Here is a 16,771-nt window from a genome sequence, read left to right as displayed (position 1 = left end):
AATGGGACGTCTGTCGCAGACCAGCACTGCTCGGCCGGCGGCTCCCGAGCGAGAACCGCCGGCCGCTCACCGTCCCGTCAGCGGTGCCCGTTACCCGGCCGCCCCCACGGCCCGGTGATCGCGAACACGTACCCCGGCGACTGGATGTTGGCGAACAGCGTCCTGCCGTCCGCGCTGAACGTCGGCCCGGTGAACTCGCTGTCGTTGCGCTCGTTGCGCGCCAGCGGGTACGCCTCGCCCTGCTCGGTGACGCCGACCAGGTGCGACACGCCCTCGCCGTCCTCGGCCAGGATCACCCCGCCGTACGGCGACACGGTGATGTTGTCCGGCCCGTCGTAGTTGCCGTGGTCGGCGTCCGGGTCGGTGTTCACCCCGAAGATGGTCTTCAGCGTCACGGTCTGCCGGCGCGGGTCGTAGAACCACACCTGCCCGTCGTGCTCGTTGGCGCTGCCGTCGTCGTGCCGGGCGTAGCTGGCCACGAAGTACGCGCCGCCGTCGCCCCACCAGGCGCCCTCCAGCTTGCGGCTGCGGGTCACCTCCGCGTCGGTGAACTGTTTGCGTACGGACACGGTGCGCGCGTCGCGGTCCGGCACCTCGACCCACTCGACCCGGTAGCGGGTGCCGGGGGTGGTGGCCTCGGACAGGTCGGCCACGTGGGTGTCGCCGCGCAGGCAGCGCATCGCTGCGAGGCTGCCGGCGGTGCCGCCGTCGGGCCGCTGGGCGAGCGCCCGCAGCGCGCCCTTGCCGGCCCGGAAACCGGGCGGCGGCGTCCACCGGAAGTACAGGCCGTTGGGCCCGCTCGCGTCCTCGGTCAGGTAGATCGAGTGCGTGTACGGGTCGACCGCGACCGCCTCGTGCGAGTACCGCCCGAGGAACGTCAGCGGCACCGGGTCGGTGTTGGCGGACCTGTCGTGCGGGTCGACCTCGAAGACGTACCCGTGGTCCTTCAGGAATCGCCCACCGGCCCGCTGCTCGGTCTCCTCGCAGGTCAGCCACGTGCCCCACGGGGTGATGCCACCGGCGCAGTTGTTGTGCGTGCCGGCCACGCTCACGTATTCGCGCAGCCGCCGCCCGTGCCGGTCCACCTCGATGGTGGTGGTGCCGCCGCGGGCGCCCGGGTCGTAGGTGAGACCGGTCAGCGCCGGCACCGGGTACGGCTCGTCGCCGCCGATCTCGTGGTTGTTCACCAGCACCGAGCCGCGCGGGCCGCGGAAGCAGCCGGTGCCGTCGGCGTCGCTGGGGGTGGGCTGCCCGGACTCCAGCAGCGTCGCGCCCGCCTGCGCGACCACCGTGTACGAGAAGCCCGGCGGCAGCGCCAGCAGGCCGGCCGGGTCCGGCACCAGGTCGCCGTAGCCGACGGCGGGACGGCACGCGGGCCGGGCCGCGGCCGGGCCGGCGATCGCCTCCAGGCTGCCGGCCACCACGATGCCGAGCCCGCCGGCCACGCCGCCGCGCAGCAGGGACCGCCGGGGAAGAGGTGAGGTCACGTCGTCGCCTTCCTGTGCGCCACGATTGCCTGGAGGAAGGCAAGCGGGGCCGGGGGAACGGTGGGCGGCGCGCCCGTCCGCCGCCGGGTGAACAGTGGACGAATCCCCGGTGCGGAGCGCCATGTGCCGCTGCGCCGCGCGTCCGTTAGGGTTCCCTCGATCGCAAGACGTCGGAGGGCGGACGGTGGGCAGACTCGCGGCGGCGTACCGGCAGGCGGTCGATCGGCACCGGCAGGCACTGCGCCACTGGGAGGCGGCCCGGCGGCTGCTCGGCGCCGCCGGCCCGGCGCCGGTGGGCAGCCCCGAGCTGGTCGCGCGGCTGGCCCGCCTCGGCGGTGAGCTGGCCGCCGCGGTGCCCGGCACCGCCCGCGTCGCGACCCACCCCGTTCCGGTACGCCTCGGCGCGGCGACCACAGTCGACGGCGCGTTCCCGGTGCTCGTGCCGGTGGGGGCGGGCGCGCATCTGGCGCTCGATCAGGACGCCCGCGACCCGCGCGTCGGGGAGCTGCTGCGGGCGGTGGTGGTACGGCTGCTGACCGCCGCTCCGGCCGGCGCGATCCGGGTCGTCGGCATCGACCAGGCCGCCTTCGGCGCGGCCTTCCTGCCGCTGCGCCCGCTGCAGGACGCCGGGGTGCTCGCCGCGGCGGCGACCACCGAGGCGGAGACGGCAGCGCTGCTCGACGCGGCCGAGCGGCACGCCCGTACCGCCCAGCGGTCCGCGCCGGAGGACCGGGAGCTGCTGGTGGTGGTGGCCGCGTCCGCGCCGCCGCCCCGGGAGCTGGCCCGGCTCGCCGCGCTCACCCACGCCGGCCCGGCCGCCGCGGTCTGCGTGCTGCTGGCCGGTCACCGGCCCGCCGGGCCGAGCGCCGCGCCGCCGCTGGGCGCCACCACCCATCTGCGGATCACCGAGCGGTACACGCTCGTCGGTGACCCGCCCGGCCGCCCGTTCAGCGCCGACGGCAGCGGGCTGGCCGCGCCGGTGGTGCTCGACGGCGACCCGTCGCACGCCGCGGTGACCGCGCTGGCCCGCCGGTACGCCGAGACCGCCGACCAGGACGTCGTCACGTTCGCCGACCTGCTGCCCGCGCAGCGCTGGGCCGGGTCCGCCGCCTCCGGCCTGCGTACCGTGCTCGGCCGCGCAGGCCGCCGCCCGCTCGCGGTGGCGTTCGACGACGCCACGCCGCACTGGCTGATCGGCGGCCGCACCGGCGCCGGCAAGACGGTGCTGCTGCTCGACGTGCTCTACGGGCTGGCCGCCCGCTACTCCCCGGCCGAGCTGCGGCTGATGCTGCTCGACTTCAAGGAGGGCGTGAGCTTCACCGAGTTCGTGCCCACCGACCGCGACCCGTCCTGGCTGCCGCACGCCGACGCGGTGGGCATCGAGTCCGACCGCGAGTACGGCGTGGCGGTGCTGCGGGAGCTGCGCGCCGAGTTGGGCCGCCGCGCCGACCTGCTCAAGCGGCACGGGGTCAGCCGCCTGGCCGACCTGCCGCCCAACGCCCGGCCGCCCCGGATCGTCACCGTGATCGACGAGTTCCACGTGCTGTTCGCCGGCAACGACGCGCTGGCCCGGCAGGCCGTCGACCTGATCGAGGAACTGGCCCGCAAGGGCCGCTCGTACGGCCTGCACCTGGTGCTGGCCAGCCAGAGCACCACCGGCATCGAGGCGCTCTACGGCCGGGCCGAGGCCATCTTCGGCCAGTTCCCGCTGCGGATCGCGCTGCCCGGCGGGGACGCCGTGCTGGACCCGCGCAACGACGCCGCGCGCGGGCTCACCGTCGGCACGGCAGTGGTGAACACCGCCGCCGGCGCGCCCGGCGCGGACGCGGAGGTGCGGTTCCCCGACGCGCACGCCGCCTCGGCCGACCTGGCGGCGCTGCGCCACGAGCTGCACGCGGCCCGCCCGGCCGGATCGCGCCCGCCGTCGGTGTTCCGGGGACACGAGACGCCCCGGCTCACCGACGACTCCGCCTGGACCGCGCTGACGCCGGGCGCCGACCCGCCGTACGCGCTCGTGGGCCGCGCGGTCGACGTCGCCGGCAGCCCGGCCGGGTTTGCGCTCGACGCCAGCCCGGGCCGGCACCTGGCGGTGGTCGGCACCGCCACCGTCGGCGCGGAGGTGCTCCGGTCGGCCACGCTGTCCCTGGCCCGGCAGCACGCGCCCGGCACCGCCCGGTTCCTGTTCGCGCCGCTGGCGCCCGGCACCACCGACGCCGCCGACGACCTGGCCATGACGCTGGCCGCCGCCGGGCACCCGGTCCGCCGCCTGGCCGCCGAGGCACTGCGCGCCCAGCTCGCCGAGGCCGCCGCAGGTGACGCCCCGGCCTCCGGGCGTACCTACCTGGTGGTGTTCGGGGTGGACGCCGCCGCCACGACGCTCGCCGCCTCCGACCCGGCGACGTTCCGTTCCGGGTACGACGATCTGCGCGCCGTGCTGCGCCAGGGGCCCGCGCGCGGGGTGCACGTGCTCGGCTGGTGGCGCGGGCTGCGCCGGCTCGCCGACGACCTGGGCGGCAGCGGGCAGCGCGACGACGTCACCGGCCTGGTCGCGCTCAACGTGCCCGCCGCCGACCTGGGCCTGCACCTCGGCGTGCACGACCTCGCGTACGTGCCGCGCGAGGGCCGCGCGCTGCTCGTCGACCGGCACGAGCACCGCACCGCGCTGATCGTGCCGTTCGCCGCGGGGAGTGATGTCCCATGAGTGGATTCGACGAGTACGCGGCGCTGCTGCGGGAGCTGTCCACCCGGCAGCGGGGCGGGGAGCGGGAGATCGCGGCCGAGGCGGAGCGCCGCCGTGGCCTGCAGGCCGCCGTCGACAAGCTGGGGCAGCGGCTCGTCGCCCAGGGGCAGCACCTGGACCGGCTGGGCCAGGCGATCGGCACGCCGATGACCTCGGTACCGGCGCCGGCGGTTGCGGTGGCCGCCGGACCGGCCGCGCCGGAGGCGGCAGACGTGGGCGGGCGGACGGGCGCCGGGCGGGGGGAGGACGCGGGCGGGCGGACGGGCGCCGGGCCGGGGGACGGCGTGACCGGCGGCGCAGCCGCCGCGCCGGGGCAGGCGGGCGTCGGGGCGTACCCCTCTCCGGGTGTGGCGCCGCGGGCGGGTGACCCGGCGGCGGAGCTGGCTGCGGCGGAGCGGCTCGCCGGGGAGGCCGACGGGTACGGGCAGCAGGCCGACGCGCTGGCCCGCACGCCGGTGCTGTTGCCGACCTGGTCGGCGCCGGCCCGGGCGGTCGCGGTGTACGGCGGTTGCGCGCTCGTCGGCTCGCTGCTGATGCTTGTCGCGCTCGTGGGGTCGCCGGTGCCGGTGGCCGGGCTGGACCTGGTGGCGGCGCTGTCCTGCGCCGGGGTGCCGCTGCTGTCCTTCGTGGCCGGTCAGGTCGTGCTGGCCCGGTGGGGCCGCCCGGCGCTGGCCGGCGGTGAGGCCACGACCGGGCGGTACGTGCCGCTGGGCTTCGTGATCTGCGCGCTGGTCTCCCCGTCGCTGTTCTGCGTCTACCTGCTTCTGTTCCGCCTCCTCCGCTGACCCCAGCCCCTGTCGATCATGGACTTGTGGCCGCGGCGGTGGGCTTGATGTGGCTTTTGCCGGGGCGGAAACTGCAAGATCGCGAAGGCGTGGGGGTGGGGGAGGGCGGTAGGGTTCCCGAGGGTGGGTGAGGTGGGGGAGGGGTTGTGAGCGCGGCGGAGATCATCGCGAGGCTGGCGGCGGCGGCGCAGAAGCTGGACGAGGCCAAGGCGCGCACGGCTGCCGCGGCACAGGACGCGGCGGAGGCGCGGGCGCTGGTGGCGGGCGCGCTGGAGGGGGCGACGGCCGGGCCGCTGATCGGCGTCATCGACTCCTACCGGCAGGCGCTGGCGCAGGCTGCGCAGGGCGGGGAGCCGGCCCGGCAGCACGTCCAGGAGACGATCGCGAAGGTCCAGGCGCTGGGCAACTGAGCCCGGCCCGGCTTGCCGGTTTGCGCGGTGGGCGCGACAAGTGGTTACCGCCGCGTAACTTTTCATTGACGTGTGTGAAATCGGACACGCATCATCGTGTCCACGATCGATCGGATCCCACCCGTCCCCTCCCGGTCCGCCCGGGTGCCTCCCCCTCGGAGGTGCAGCCCATGCTGCTCCGAACGATCCTGGCCGCCACCACCGCCGCCACCGTCCTGCTCGTCCCGGCCGCCGCCCAGGCGGCCGCCGCCGAACCCGCCGCCCCGTCGAACACGGCCACCGTCACCACCGCCGCGCAACGGGCCGCCGCCGCGGCCGCCGACCCGGTGATCGTGGTCGGTGGCCTCAGTGGAATCTCCATCGCGTACGAGCCGATCGCCGCCCGGCTGCGCGCCGACGGCTACCGGGTCTCGATCTTCCAGTTGCCGAACCTCGGTCTCGGCGACATCCGCGAGTCCGCCCGTGCGCTCTCGACCTACGTGGACCAGGTCCGCGCCGCCACCGGAGCGGCCCGGGTCGACCTGGTCGGCCACTCCGAGGGCGGCCTGGTCAGCCGCTGGTACGTCAAGTACCTCGGCGGCGCCGCCACCGTCGACCAGTACGTCAGCCTCGGCAGCCCGCAGTACGGCACGTACGTCGCCAACCTGGTCGCGTTCCTCGGGCTGGGCAGCTGCGCCGGGGTGATCGCCTGTCAGCAGATGTCGATCGGGTCGAGCTTCCTGGCCGACCTCAACGCCGGCGACGACACGCCCGGGCCGGTTCGCTGGGCCACCGTGCGCACCTGGCAGGACGAGCTGGTCCGGCCGGTCGACAACGCGCTGCTCGCCGACGGCGCCACGAACGTGCTGGTGCAGGCGTGGTGCCCGCTGCGGGTCGTCGGCCACCTCGGGCTGGTGCTGGACGGCACCACGTACACGGTGGTGCGCCAGGTGCTCGCCGGCGCCCCGGTCCGGCCGAACTGTTTCGCGGTCTGACACCGGTGCCCGGGCCCGCCGTCGCGCGGGCCCGGGCGCTGTCAGCTCCCGTCCCGCCCGCGGATGACGTCCGCGGCCCGCCAGGCCAGCGCGCTCACCGGGGCGCTGGTCCAGCCCGCCACCATCACCGGCAGCACCGACGCGTCGACCACCCGCAGCCCGTCCACGCCGCGTACCCGCAGCTGCGGGTCGACCACGTGGTCGTCGCCGTCGCCCATCGCGCAGGTGCCGATGGCGTGGTAACCGCAGTAGCCGCGCGCCACCGCCGCCTCGACGATCTCGGCGTCGGTGCGGACCGCCGGGCCGGGCACCGTCTCGGCCCGGATCCGCTTCGCGATCGGCCCGGTGGCGAAGAACTCCCGCATCCGGCGGAACAGGTCCGCCGCCACCCGCCGGTCGTGGTCGGTGGTGAGGTAGTTCGCCACGACAGCCGGCGGCGTACGCGGGTCCGCGTCGGTGATCGCCAGGCTGCCCTCGCTGTCCGGCCGGGTCACCGTGCCCAGGCACATCACGCCCGGTTCCCGTTCCAGTTCGAGGGCCTTGCCGGGCCGGGGCGGGGCGGCCGAGAACGGCGCCATCAGCAGGTGCGCGTCCGGGCGGTCCAGCTCCGGCCGGGACTTGACGTGGGCCGCCACGTCGAGCACCGGCAGGGCGAGCGGGCCGCCGCCGGTGAGCAGCCAGCGCAGCGTGGCCCGGGCCTGCCCGAGCGGGCTGCCGATGGTCATGTTGTGGCCGCCGGGCTCGGCGAGGCGGTACTGCAGCACCATCGACCGGTGCTCGCGCAGCCCCGCGCCGACCCGGGGCCGGTCGAGCAGCACCGGCACGCCCGCGGCGCGCAGCGTGTCCGCCGGCCCGATGCCGGAGACCTGCAACAGGTGCGGGGTGGCCAGGGCGCCCGCGGCGAGGATCACCTCCCCGGCCGCCCGGCGCTCGACCTCCCGGCCGCCGTGCGCCACCCGTACGCCGACCGCCCGGCCGCCCTCGACCAGCACCCGCAGCACGACGGCGCCGACCTCGACGGTCAGGTTGGGCCGGCGCCGGATCGGGTGCAGGAACGCGTCGGCGGCGCTAACCCGCCGTCCGTCGTGGATGGTGGCGGTGGGGTAGCCGATCCGCTCGTCGTCGTCGGCGTCCAGGTCGTCGGCCCGGCGCCAGCCCAGCTCGGCGCCGGTGGCCACCATCTCCTCGGCGAGCGGGTCGGTGCCGGTGGCGATGGACAGCCGCACCGGCCCGCCCGCCCCCCGGTGCGGCGCGGGGCCCAGCGGGTGGTCCTCCAGCCGCGTGAACACCTGCCGCATGGCCGACCAGCCCCAGCCCAGCGGGTCGAGGGCGTCCCAGTCGCGGGCCGCGCCGCGGCTCCAGATCATGCCGTTCACCGACGTCGAGCCGCCGATCATCCGGCCGCGCTGCCAGATCTCCTGGCGGCCCGGCCCGGTGGTGGCCGGGTAGTGCCAGGCGGTGCGCTCGTCGTCCATCAGCCGGGAGAACGCCTTCGGCACCCGCACGTACGGGCTGCGGTCCCAGCCGCCCGCCTCCAGCAGCAGCACCCGCGTTCCCGGATCCTCGGTGAGCCGGTTGGCCAGCACGCACCCCGCCGCGCCGGCCCCCACGATGACGTAGTCGAACTCCTCCACAGCGGACCCCCACTCGTGAGAATCCTTCTGACGGTAGTTGCTCGATCACGTTCCGCGAAAGGGCCGGACGGCGGCCGACTCAGGCCGCCTTGGCCAGCGCCTCGAACTCGTCGTCGGTCAGTTCCACCTCGGCCGCCGCCACGTTCTCCTCCAGGTGCGCCACCGACGACGTACCGGGGATCGGCAGCATCACCGGCGAGCGGCGCAGCAGCCAGGCCAGCGCGAGCTGCGCCGGAGTGGCGCCGTGCGCGGTCGAGATCGCGTCCAGCGGGCCGCCGGGGCGGGCCAGGTTGCCGGTGGCGATCGGGAACCACGGGATGAACGCCAGGTCGTGCCGCTCGCAGTGCGCCAGCACGTCCTCGGCGCCGCGGTCGGCCAGGTTGTAGAGGTTCTGCACGGACACGATCGGGACGATCTCCCGGGCCGCCTCGATCTGCTCGACGCTGACCTGCGACAGCCCGATGTGCCGGATCTTGCCCTCCTGCCGCAGCAGCGCCAGCTCGCCGAGCTGGTCGGCCAGCGGCACCTTCGCGTCGATGCGGTGCAGCTGGTAGAGCGGGATGCAGTCCAGGCCCAGGTGGCGCAGGCTCAGCTCGCACTGCTGGCGCAGATACTCCGGGCGGCCCACCGGCCGCCAGTCGTCCGGGCCGGAGCGGGTCAGCCCGGCCTTCGTCGCGATGACCAGGTCGTCGGCGTACGGGTGCAGCGCCTCGCGGATCAGCAGCTCACTGACGAACGGCCCGTACGAGTCGGCGGTGTCGATGAACGTGACGCCCAGCTCGTACGCGCGGCGCAGCACCTGTACCGCCTCGGCCGGGTCCTTCGGGTCGCCCCACACGCCGGGGCCGGTGAGCTGCATCGCCCCGTAGCCGAGGCGGTCGACCCGCAGGTCACCACCGATCCGGTAGCTGCCGGACGCCTTGGCGGGCTGGGTGCTGGTGGCCATCGCGGTCCTCCTGTGCTCGTACGCGGTCGCGGGCGGCGCGCGCCCCGACCCCTGGACATTCCCCGAATCGTGGCGGCGAAGCACTGGTAGTTGCGGCGAGCGGCCCCGGCGCACCGGACCGCCGTGCGAGGCTGGGCGCAACGGTGGTCAGCAGGAGGTGCGCATGGGCACGACGCCACGGCTCGACTTCGCGCTGGACACGTACGAGTGCATCGTGCTCTACCCGGGGCCGTCCGGCCGGGCCCTGCCGGAGGAGACCGTGCAACGGCTGCAGGCCGAGCATCTGCAGCACATGCGGGCGCTGCAACGGCGCGGCATCGTGCTCGTCGACGGCTCGGTGGACGGCCCGGCCCGGGAACCGGATCCGCCGATCGGCTTCGGCCTGGCCCGCACCGGCTCGGTGGACGACGTGCGCAGCGTCATGGAGGCCGACCCGGCGGTACAGGCCGGGCTCTACCGGGTCGAGGTGCTGACCTTCCTCTGCCCGGCCGGCTCGCTGGAGTTCCCGCTGGTCAAGACGGAGAGCTGACGGCCGGCGCGGTCTCGTCGCCGTTCTCGGCGATCGCGCTGCACCACTTCCACGGCGCCGCGAGCCGGGTCCCGCTGGAGCGGACCGCGTCCGGGCTGCGCGCCGACCACCTGCTCGCCGAGATCATCGCGGCCTGGCCGCCCGGCGGCTGCCCGAACCTGCCCCCGGCCGGTCCGGCGGGGCCGCGCCACGGCGAGGGCGGACGGCATCCACGGGAGCACCCGGCCGGCACGTGACGGCGAGGGGTACCATTTCCGCCGCGCGGTCGCCGATGCCCGCCACACACGACGTTCCGGTGCGGTACGCCAACCGCCCGCCCGCGCGGTACACGCGCGTCGTTGGACAACTGTTCCGCTGTCCGCAAGGGGTCGGCCGGGAGGCCGATCCGGAGGAGAGACTAGCCTGATGGGCGTGACACGCCGCGCGAAGATCGTCTGTACTCTCGGCCCCGCCACCTCGTCCCCGGAGCGTATCCGAGGGCTCGTCGAGGCGGGCATGAACGTGGCGAGGCTCAACTTCAGCCACGGCAGTCACGCCGACCACGAATCGGTCTACCGGCTGGTCCGCGAGGCCGCCGAGGCGTCCGGCAAGCCGGTCGCGGTGCTGGCCGACCTCCAGGGGCCCAAGATCCGGCTGGGCCGGTTCGCCGACGGCCCGCACGAGTGGCGCACCGGCGACTCGGTCGTGATCACCGGTGACGACGTCGTCGGCTCGAAGGAGCGCGTCTCCTGCACCTACCGCAAGCTGCCGCAGGAGGTGAAGCCGGGCGACCGGCTGCTGATCGACGACGGCCGCGTCGCGGTCGAGGTCAGCGACGTCACCGGCAACGACATCCGGTGCCTGGTCACCGAGGGCGGCCCGGTCTCCAACAACAAGGGCGTCTCGCTGCCGAACGTGGCGGTCAGCGTCCCGGCCCTGTCCGACAAGGACGCGGAGGACCTGCGCTTCGCCCTCGGCCTCGGTGTCGACCTGGTCGCGCTCTCGTTCGTCCGCTCACCCGAGGACATCAAGCTCGTCCACTCGATCATGGACGAGGAGGGCGTGCGCCGCCCGGTCCTGGCCAAGGTCGAGAAGCCCGAGGCGGTCGACCACCTCGAGGCGATCGTGCTGGCCTTCGACGGCGTCATGGTCGCCCGCGGCGACCTCGGCGTCGAGCTGCCGCTGGACCAGGTGCCGCTCGTGCAGAAGCGCGCCGTGCAGCTCTGCCGGGAGAACGCCAAGCCGGTCATCGTGGCCACCCAGATGCTCGACTCGATGATCGAGAACTCCCGCCCGACCCGCGCCGAGGCCTCCGACGTGGCCAACGCGGTGCTCGACGGCGCGGACGCGGTGATGCTCTCCGGCGAGACGAGCGTCGGCAAGTACCCGGTGCTCACCGTCAGCACCATGGCCAAGATCGTCACCACCACCGAGGCCGGCTCGATCGCCGTCCCCCGGTTGCAGCACGACCCGCGTACGCACGGCGGCGCGCTCACCGTGGCCGCCTCCTCCATCGCCCGGGCCATCGGCGCCAAGGCCATGGTGGCGTTCTCGCAGACCGGCGACACCGTCAAGCGGCTCGCCCGGCTGCACTGCGACCTGCCGCTGCTGGCCTTCACGCCGGTGCCGGAGGTGCGCAACCAGCTCGCGCTCTCCTGGGGCGTGGAGACGTTCCTGATGCCGTTCGTCCAGCACACCGACGACATGTTCCGCCAGGTCGACCAGGCGCTGCTCGGCCTCAACCGGGCCAACCCGGGCGACTACGTGGTGATCGTGGCGGGCAGCCCGCCCGGCACCCCCGGCTCCACCAACACGCTGCGCGTGCACCAGCTGGGTTCGCTCGTGGACGCGGCCTCGGCGCGAGCGCTCCAGTGAGTGCTGCGGCGACCGGGCAGGCGGCGGTCGACCAGCTGCTGGAGGTGCTCGACCTGGACCGTACCGGGGAGATGACCTTCCGGGGGATGAGCCCGCCGGTGGGCCCGCAGCGGGTCTACGGCGGGCAGGTCGCCGGCCAGGCCCTGGTCGCCGCCGGCCGCACCGTCGACGCGGAGCGGGCCGTGCACTCCCTGCACGGCTACTTCGTGCGCCCCGGTGACCCGGCCGAGCCGATCGAGTACCAGGTGGAGAACGTCCGCGACGGCCGGTCCTTCTCGGTGCGCCGCTCGGTGGCGTTGCAGCACGACAAGCCGATCTTCTTCATGTCGGCGTCGTTCCAGCGGCAGGACGAGGGGCTGGACCACCACGCCCCGGTGCCGCCGGACGTGCCCGGCCCGGACGACGTGCCGACCATGACCGACAGGCTCTCCCGCTACCCGGAGCGGCTCGGCATCTGGGGGATGATCCCGCGCCCGATCGACGTGCGCTACGTCGGCGAGCCCGGCTGGGTACGCCCCGGCGACCGCCCGGCCGAACCGCACCAGCGGGTGTGGATGCGGCTGGACGGCAAGCTGCCGGACGATCCGCTGCTGCACGCGTGCGCGCTGACGTACGCCTCCGATCTGACGCTGCTGGACTCGGTGCTGTCGGTGCACGGCGAGGTGTGGGGCCCGGGCGGCGTGGTCGGCGCGAGCCTCGACCACGCGCTGTGGTTCCACAGGTCGTTCCGCGCCGACGAGTGGTTCCTGTACGACTGCTGGAGCCCGTCCGCGTCGGGCGGCCGTGGCCTGGCCACCGGCCGCATGTTCACCGCCGACGGGCGGCACATCGCCAGCGCCGTGCAGGAGGGACTGCTGCGCCGCGTCGGCGGCTGAGCGGCGGGTGATGATCGTCCGGGCGCGGGTCGGCGGGGCGGCCCGCACCCGAGCGGACTAACCTGGCCGTATGCGTCTTTCCGCCCGGGTCGACTATGCCCTCCGCGCGGCCGCTGAGCTGGCCTCGGTCGCGGACGGGACCGCCGAGCGGAGCCGCCCGGTGACCGCCGAGCAGATCGCCCGGTCCCAGGACATCCCGCCGAAGTTCCTGGAGAGCATCCTGCTCCAGCTTCGCCGGGGCGGCATCGTGCACGCCCAGCGTGGCCCCGAGGGCGGCTACTGGCTGGCCCGGCCGGCGAGTGAGATCTCCCTGGCCGAGGTGATCCGCGTCATCGACGGGCCGCTCGCGCACGTGCGCGGCCAGCGTCCGGAACAGCTCGGCTATCAGGGCGCGGCCCGCGCGTTGCAGGACGTCTGGATCGCGTTGCGGGCCAGCGAGCGGGAGATCCTGGAGCTGGTCACGATCGCCGACGTGGCCTCCGGTGAGCTGCCCGGCCGGGTCAACGAACTGGCCGCCGACCCGCGCGCCTGGAGCTGACCGCGCCGTCCGGCGCGTCCTACCAACCGGATGGGGGACTTGACCGGGACCACCTTCGTGCCGCATTGTCGACCAAGTCGATAGGAGATACCGAAAAGTCAGGGGGCGCTCGTGCGCAAGCTGCTGGTCCTCGCCCTCGTCGGGCTCGCCGCGCAACTGGTCGACGGCTCGCTCGGCATGGCGTACGGGCTGACCTCCTCGACGCTGCTCCTGTTCGCCGGTGTCGCGCCGGCCGCCGCGTCGGCCTCGGTGCACCTGGCCGAGATCGGCACCACGCTCGCCGCGGGCGTCTCGCACTGGCGCTTCGGCAACGTCGACTGGCGGGTCGTCGGCCGGATCGCGCTGCCCGGCGCGATCGGCGCGTTCGCCGGGGCGACGTTCCTCAGTTCCATCTCCACCGAGGCCGCCGCGCCGTGGATGGCGGCCATCCTGTTCACGCTCGGCGCGTACCTGCTGGTGCGGTTCTCCCGGCCGCTTCGGGCCACCCGCGCCGCCGGCCGGCTGCGGAGCCGCTTCCTCGCCCCGCTCGGCCTGGTCGCCGGCTTCGTCGACGCCACCGGCGGCGGAGGCTGGGGCCCGGTCGCCACCCCGGCGCTGCTGGTCTCCGGCCGGATGGAACCCCGCAAGGTCATCGGCTCGGTCGACACCTCCGAGTTCGTCGTGGCCGGCGCGGCGAGCGTCGGCTTCCTGATCGGCCTGGGCACCGAGGGCTTCCTGCTGCCCACGGTGGCGGCGCTCCTGATCGGTGGCCTGATCGCCGCCCCGATCGCGGCCTGGCTGGTCCGCATCGTTCCCGCTCAGCTGCTCGGCGCCGTGATCGGCGGCGTGATCGTGCTGACCAACGCCCGCACGCTGCTCAGCGCCGGCGGCGTGAGCGGCTCGGCGCCGGTGGTGGTGTACGCGCTGCTCGGTGTCGCCTGGGTGGTCGCCATTGTCCTGGCGGTGCGGGCGCTGCGCCGCACCCGCCGCGCCCGCGCCACCGTCGAAGCGGCGCTGGCCTCCGCGTCGCCGGCCTCCGCGTCGCCGGTCGAGGCCGCGCCCGTCTCCGCGTCGCCCGCGGAGGCGGGGGAGTCCGCTCGGCCGGGGGAATCCGTCGGGTCGGCAGAGGCCGCGAAGTCGGGGCAAGTCCCGGAGCCGGTGGTCACCGCCGAGACCTCCGAGCCTGCCGAGGCCGCGGAGTCGCGGAAGCTCGCCGCCGCCGTCGAGGGCTGAGCCGCTCGCGTTCCCGGGCCGCGCCATCGCCCAGGAGTGTTCTGTCTCGGCGTGTCGCGCGCCGTAGATACATGTCCTGCTGACCGATATACCTCAGAGTCATAATTATGACTCTGAGGTATATCGGCTTTCAGGCATCTCTTCTCGTCGGCGTCGGCGTCGGCTGTTGGCCGCCGCGCTCCTGCGCCGCCACTCCACCGCGCCGTTTCGCCGCCCCGCCCGGCCCCGCGCCGCCGCGCTGCCCGCCCCGCGCACGCTGCCGCGCTTGTGGGGGTGTCCGGCGGTGACCTAGGCTGACGGAGCGCGGAGCCGAATCATCGACGTCGATGCGTTGACGTCGCCCGTCGCGTCAGGGTACGTATCCGCCGGTCCGGGCAGGCCGGCGTCGTCGCGTGCCTGACCTCCGCGAAAGGCATCTCCGTGCACCTCACCACCCCACGCCGCCGACTCGCGCTGCTCGCCGCGGCCTCGGCGCTCACCCTGTCGGCCGGCGCGCTCACCACGATGACCGCCGCGGCGGCGGCCGTCGGCTGCCGGGTCGACTACCGGATCACCAACCAGTGGAGCGGCGGATTCGGCGCCGACGTGACAGTGACCAACCTCGGCGACCCGGTCAACGGCTGGACCCTCGGCTGGAGCTTCGCCGCCGGCCAGCAGGTCGTCCAGGCGTGGAACGCGACGGTCAGCCAGTCCGGCGCGCAGGTGAGCGCCCGCGACGCCGGCTACAACGCGGCCATCGGCACCGGCGGCACCGCGAACTTCGGCTTCAACGGCTCGTGGAACAACGCGTCGAACCCGGTGCCGGCCGCGTTCACGCTCAACGGCACCGCCTGCACCGGCGCGCCGTCCACCAGCGCGCCGCCGTCGACGCCGCCTCCGCCCACCACGCCGCCACCCACCACACCTCCGCCCAGCACACCGCCACCAACCACGCCCCCGCCCACCGACCCGCCGGACGGGGCGAAGCAGATGGAGAAGCTCGACCGAGGGCTGGTCAGCGTCCGCTCCGGCAGCGGCAACCTCGTCTCCTGGCGGCTGCTCGGCACCGAGACCACCGGTGTGGCGTTCAACCTCTACCGAGGTGGCACCAAGGTCAACGCCAGCCCGATCACCGGCGCCACCACGTACCTGGACAGCGGCGCGGCGGCCGGGTCCGCGTACACCGTGCGGGCCGTGGTGAACGGCGCCGAGCAGGCGGCGTCGGCCCCGGCGCTCCAGTTCGCCAACGGCTACCTGGACGTGCCGATCCAGCCGCCGCCCGGCGGCACCACCCCGGCCGGGGAGGGGTACAGCTACTCGGCGAACGACGCGAGCGTCGGTGACCTCGACGGCGACGGCCGCTACGAGTTCGTGCTCAAGTGGGACCCGTCGAACGCCAAGGACAACTCGCAGTCCGGCTACACCGGCAACGTCTACGTCGACGCGTACACGCTCACCGGCACCCGGCTGTGGCGCGTCGACCTGGGCCGCAACATCCGCGCCGGCGCCCACTACACCCAGTTCCAGGTGTACGACTACGACGGCGACGGAGACGCCGAGGTGGCCATGAAGACCGCCGACGGCACCCGCTCCGGCACCGGTCAGGTGATCGGCAACGGCTCGGCCGACCACCGCAACTCCAGCGGTTACGTGCTCGCCGGCCCGGAGTACCTGACCATGTTCGACGGCCGCACCGGCGCGGCCCTGTCCACAGTCGACTACGACCCGCCGCGCGGCACCGTCTCGTCCTGGGGCGACTCGTACGGCAACCGGGTCGACAGGTTCCTCGCCGGCACCGCGTACCTGGACGGGCAGCGCCCCTCGCTGATCATGGCGCGTGGCTACTACACCCGGGCCGTCGTCGCCGCCTGGGACTTCCGCGACGGCACGCTGCGCAAGCGCTGGACGTTCGACTCGAACGCCTCCGGCAACGGCGCCGCCGCCGGCCAGGGCAACCACCAGCTCTCCGTGGCCGACGTCGACAACGACGGCCGCCAGGAGATCGTGTACGGCGCCGCCACCATCGACGACAACGGCCGGCTGCTGTACTCCACCGGCAACGGCCACGGCGACGCGCTGCACGTCGGCGACCTCGACCCGTCCCGCGCCGGCCTGGAGGTGTTCAAGGTCGACGAGGACGGCAGCAAGCCCAGCTCCTGGATGGCCGACGCGCGTACCGGGCAGATCATCTGGCAGACCGCGCCGAACGGCGACAACGGCCGCGGCGTCTCCGGCGACGTCTGGGCCGGCAGCCCGGGCGCGGAGTCCTGGTCGTCGGCCGTCGACGGGCTGCTCAACACCCGGGGCCAGAACGTCGGGCGCAAGCCGTCGTCGGCGAACTTCCTGATCTGGTGGGACGGCGACCCGGTCCGGGAGCTGCTCGACGCCACGAAGATCGACAAGTACGGCACCGGCGGGGAGACCCGGCTGCTCACCGGCAGCGGCGTCGCCTCGAACAACGGCACCAAGTCCACCCCGGCGCTCTCGGCGGACCTGCTCGGCGACTGGCGGGAGGAGGTCGTCTGGCGCACCTCCGACAGCACCGCGCTCCGGATCTACAGCACGCCGGTCACCACCGGCCTGCGGCTGCCGACGCTGATGCACGACCCGCAGTACCGGGTGGCGGTGGCCTGGCAGAACACCGCCTACAACCAGCCGCCGCACCCGGGCTTCTACCTTGGCGACGGCATGAGCACCCCGGCCGCGCCGAACATCTACCTGCGCTGAAACGACAGGCACCGGGTCGCCGGCCGCGGAATCCGCTCCGCCGGCGACCCGGTGCACCACACCGCAGCATTCCCGACCCGT

At 74.6% G+C, this 16,771-nt stretch carries 13 protein-coding genes; 10 read left to right on the top strand and 3 right to left on the bottom strand.

The window, feature by feature from the left end:
• Positions 1–77 precede the first annotated feature (77 nt).
• The gene (locus HA073_RS17710; protein WP_166456882.1) at positions 78–1,487 is read right to left on the bottom strand and encodes an alkaline phosphatase PhoX; all 1,410 of its coding nucleotides are present in this window, start codon (positions 1,485–1,487) and stop codon (positions 78–80) included.
• A gap of 184 nt (positions 1,488–1,671) precedes the next feature.
• On the opposite strand from HA073_RS17710, the gene HA073_RS17705 reads away from it, so the two are divergent.
• The 4 genes from HA073_RS17705 to HA073_RS17690 all read left to right on the top strand — a co-directional run bounded on the left by HA073_RS17705 (position 1,672) and on the right by HA073_RS17690 (position 6,396).
• Positions 1,672–4,188 (top strand): FtsK/SpoIIIE domain-containing protein, encoded by a 2,517-nt coding sequence (locus HA073_RS17705; protein ID WP_140946360.1) that lies wholly within the window; start codon positions 1,672–1,674, stop codon positions 4,186–4,188.
• Entirely contained in the window at positions 4,185–5,012 is an 828-nt protein-coding gene (locus HA073_RS17700) for a hypothetical protein (RefSeq protein WP_166456881.1), read from the top strand. The genes HA073_RS17705 and HA073_RS17700 overlap by 4 nt, the downstream gene beginning before the upstream one ends.
• Before the next feature lie 146 nt (positions 5,013–5,158).
• Positions 5,159–5,422, top strand: coding sequence for a DUF6244 family protein (locus tag HA073_RS17695; RefSeq protein ID WP_013287536.1), 264 nt, complete (start codon positions 5,159–5,161; stop codon positions 5,420–5,422).
• A 170-nt stretch (positions 5,423–5,592) separates the two neighbouring features.
• A complete protein-coding gene (locus HA073_RS17690) occupies positions 5,593–6,396 on the top strand; it encodes an alpha/beta fold hydrolase (protein WP_064445267.1) in 804 nt (267 codons plus the stop codon).
• Between the two features lie 41 nt (positions 6,397–6,437).
• Here the strand turns inward: HA073_RS17690 and HA073_RS31160 are convergent, their stop codons facing one another.
• Complete coding sequence (locus HA073_RS31160) at positions 6,438–8,030, bottom strand: GMC family oxidoreductase (protein WP_166456880.1); 1,593 nt, start codon at positions 8,028–8,030, stop codon at positions 6,438–6,440.
• 79 nt (positions 8,031–8,109) lie between these two features.
• Positions 8,110–8,976, bottom strand: a complete 867-nt coding sequence (locus HA073_RS17680; RefSeq protein WP_166456879.1) for an aldo/keto reductase — start codon at positions 8,974–8,976, stop codon at positions 8,110–8,112.
• A gap of 163 nt (positions 8,977–9,139) precedes the next feature.
• Here HA073_RS17680 and HA073_RS17675 point away from each other — a divergent pair, with 163 nt between their 5' ends.
• From HA073_RS17675 to HA073_RS17650, 6 genes are all read left to right on the top strand, one after another.
• The gene (locus HA073_RS17675; RefSeq protein ID WP_043329557.1) at positions 9,140–9,505 is read left to right on the top strand and encodes a YciI family protein; all 366 of its coding nucleotides are present in this window, start codon (positions 9,140–9,142) and stop codon (positions 9,503–9,505) included.
• A 405-nt stretch (positions 9,506–9,910) separates the two neighbouring features.
• Positions 9,911–11,359: a pyruvate kinase gene (pyk, locus tag HA073_RS17670; RefSeq protein WP_043329559.1), complete on the top strand. Its 1,449-nt coding sequence runs from the start codon at positions 9,911–9,913 to the stop codon at positions 11,357–11,359.
• A complete protein-coding gene (locus tag HA073_RS17665) occupies positions 11,356–12,234 on the top strand; it encodes an acyl-CoA thioesterase II (protein WP_043329561.1) in 879 nt (292 codons plus the stop codon). Before pyk ends, HA073_RS17665 begins: the two co-directional genes overlap by 4 nt.
• A gap of 70 nt (positions 12,235–12,304) precedes the next feature.
• A complete protein-coding gene (locus HA073_RS17660) occupies positions 12,305–12,772 on the top strand; it encodes an Rrf2 family transcriptional regulator (RefSeq protein ID WP_043329564.1) in 468 nt (155 codons plus the stop codon).
• 111 nt (positions 12,773–12,883) lie between these two features.
• Positions 12,884–13,984, top strand: a complete 1,101-nt coding sequence (locus HA073_RS17655; RefSeq protein ID WP_104112821.1) for a sulfite exporter TauE/SafE family protein — start codon at positions 12,884–12,886, stop codon at positions 13,982–13,984.
• A 420-nt stretch (positions 13,985–14,404) separates the two neighbouring features.
• Positions 14,405–16,690: a cellulose binding domain-containing protein gene (locus tag HA073_RS17650; RefSeq protein WP_166456878.1), complete on the top strand. Its 2,286-nt coding sequence runs from the start codon at positions 14,405–14,407 to the stop codon at positions 16,688–16,690.
• The last annotated feature ends 81 nt before the right edge of the window (positions 16,691–16,771 follow it).

Origin of the sequence: Micromonospora sp. CMU55-4, from assembly GCF_011602315.1 — a bacterium.
Lineage (GTDB): Bacteria > Actinomycetota > Actinomycetes > Mycobacteriales > Micromonosporaceae > Micromonospora > Micromonospora chalcea.
This window is presented reverse-complemented; position numbering and strand designations above follow the sequence as displayed.

Excerpts from the sequence above, each read along its gene's own strand:
- HA073_RS17700 (WP_166456881.1), top strand. The coding sequence starts at position 4,185 with ATGAGTGGATTCGACGAGTACGCGGCGCTGCTGCGGGAGCTGTCCACC.
- HA073_RS17690 (WP_064445267.1), top strand. The coding sequence starts at position 5,593 with ATGCTGCTCCGAACGATCCTGGCCGCCACCACCGCCGCCACCGTCCTG.
- HA073_RS17680 (WP_166456879.1), bottom strand. The coding sequence starts at position 8,976 with ATGGCCACCAGCACCCAGCCCGCCAAGGCGTCCGGCAGCTACCGGATC.
- HA073_RS17675 (WP_043329557.1), top strand. The coding sequence starts at position 9,140 with ATGGGCACGACGCCACGGCTCGACTTCGCGCTGGACACGTACGAGTGC.
- pyk (WP_043329559.1), top strand. The coding sequence starts at position 9,911 with ATGGGCGTGACACGCCGCGCGAAGATCGTCTGTACTCTCGGCCCCGCC.
- HA073_RS17660 (WP_043329564.1), top strand. The coding sequence starts at position 12,305 with ATGCGTCTTTCCGCCCGGGTCGACTATGCCCTCCGCGCGGCCGCTGAG.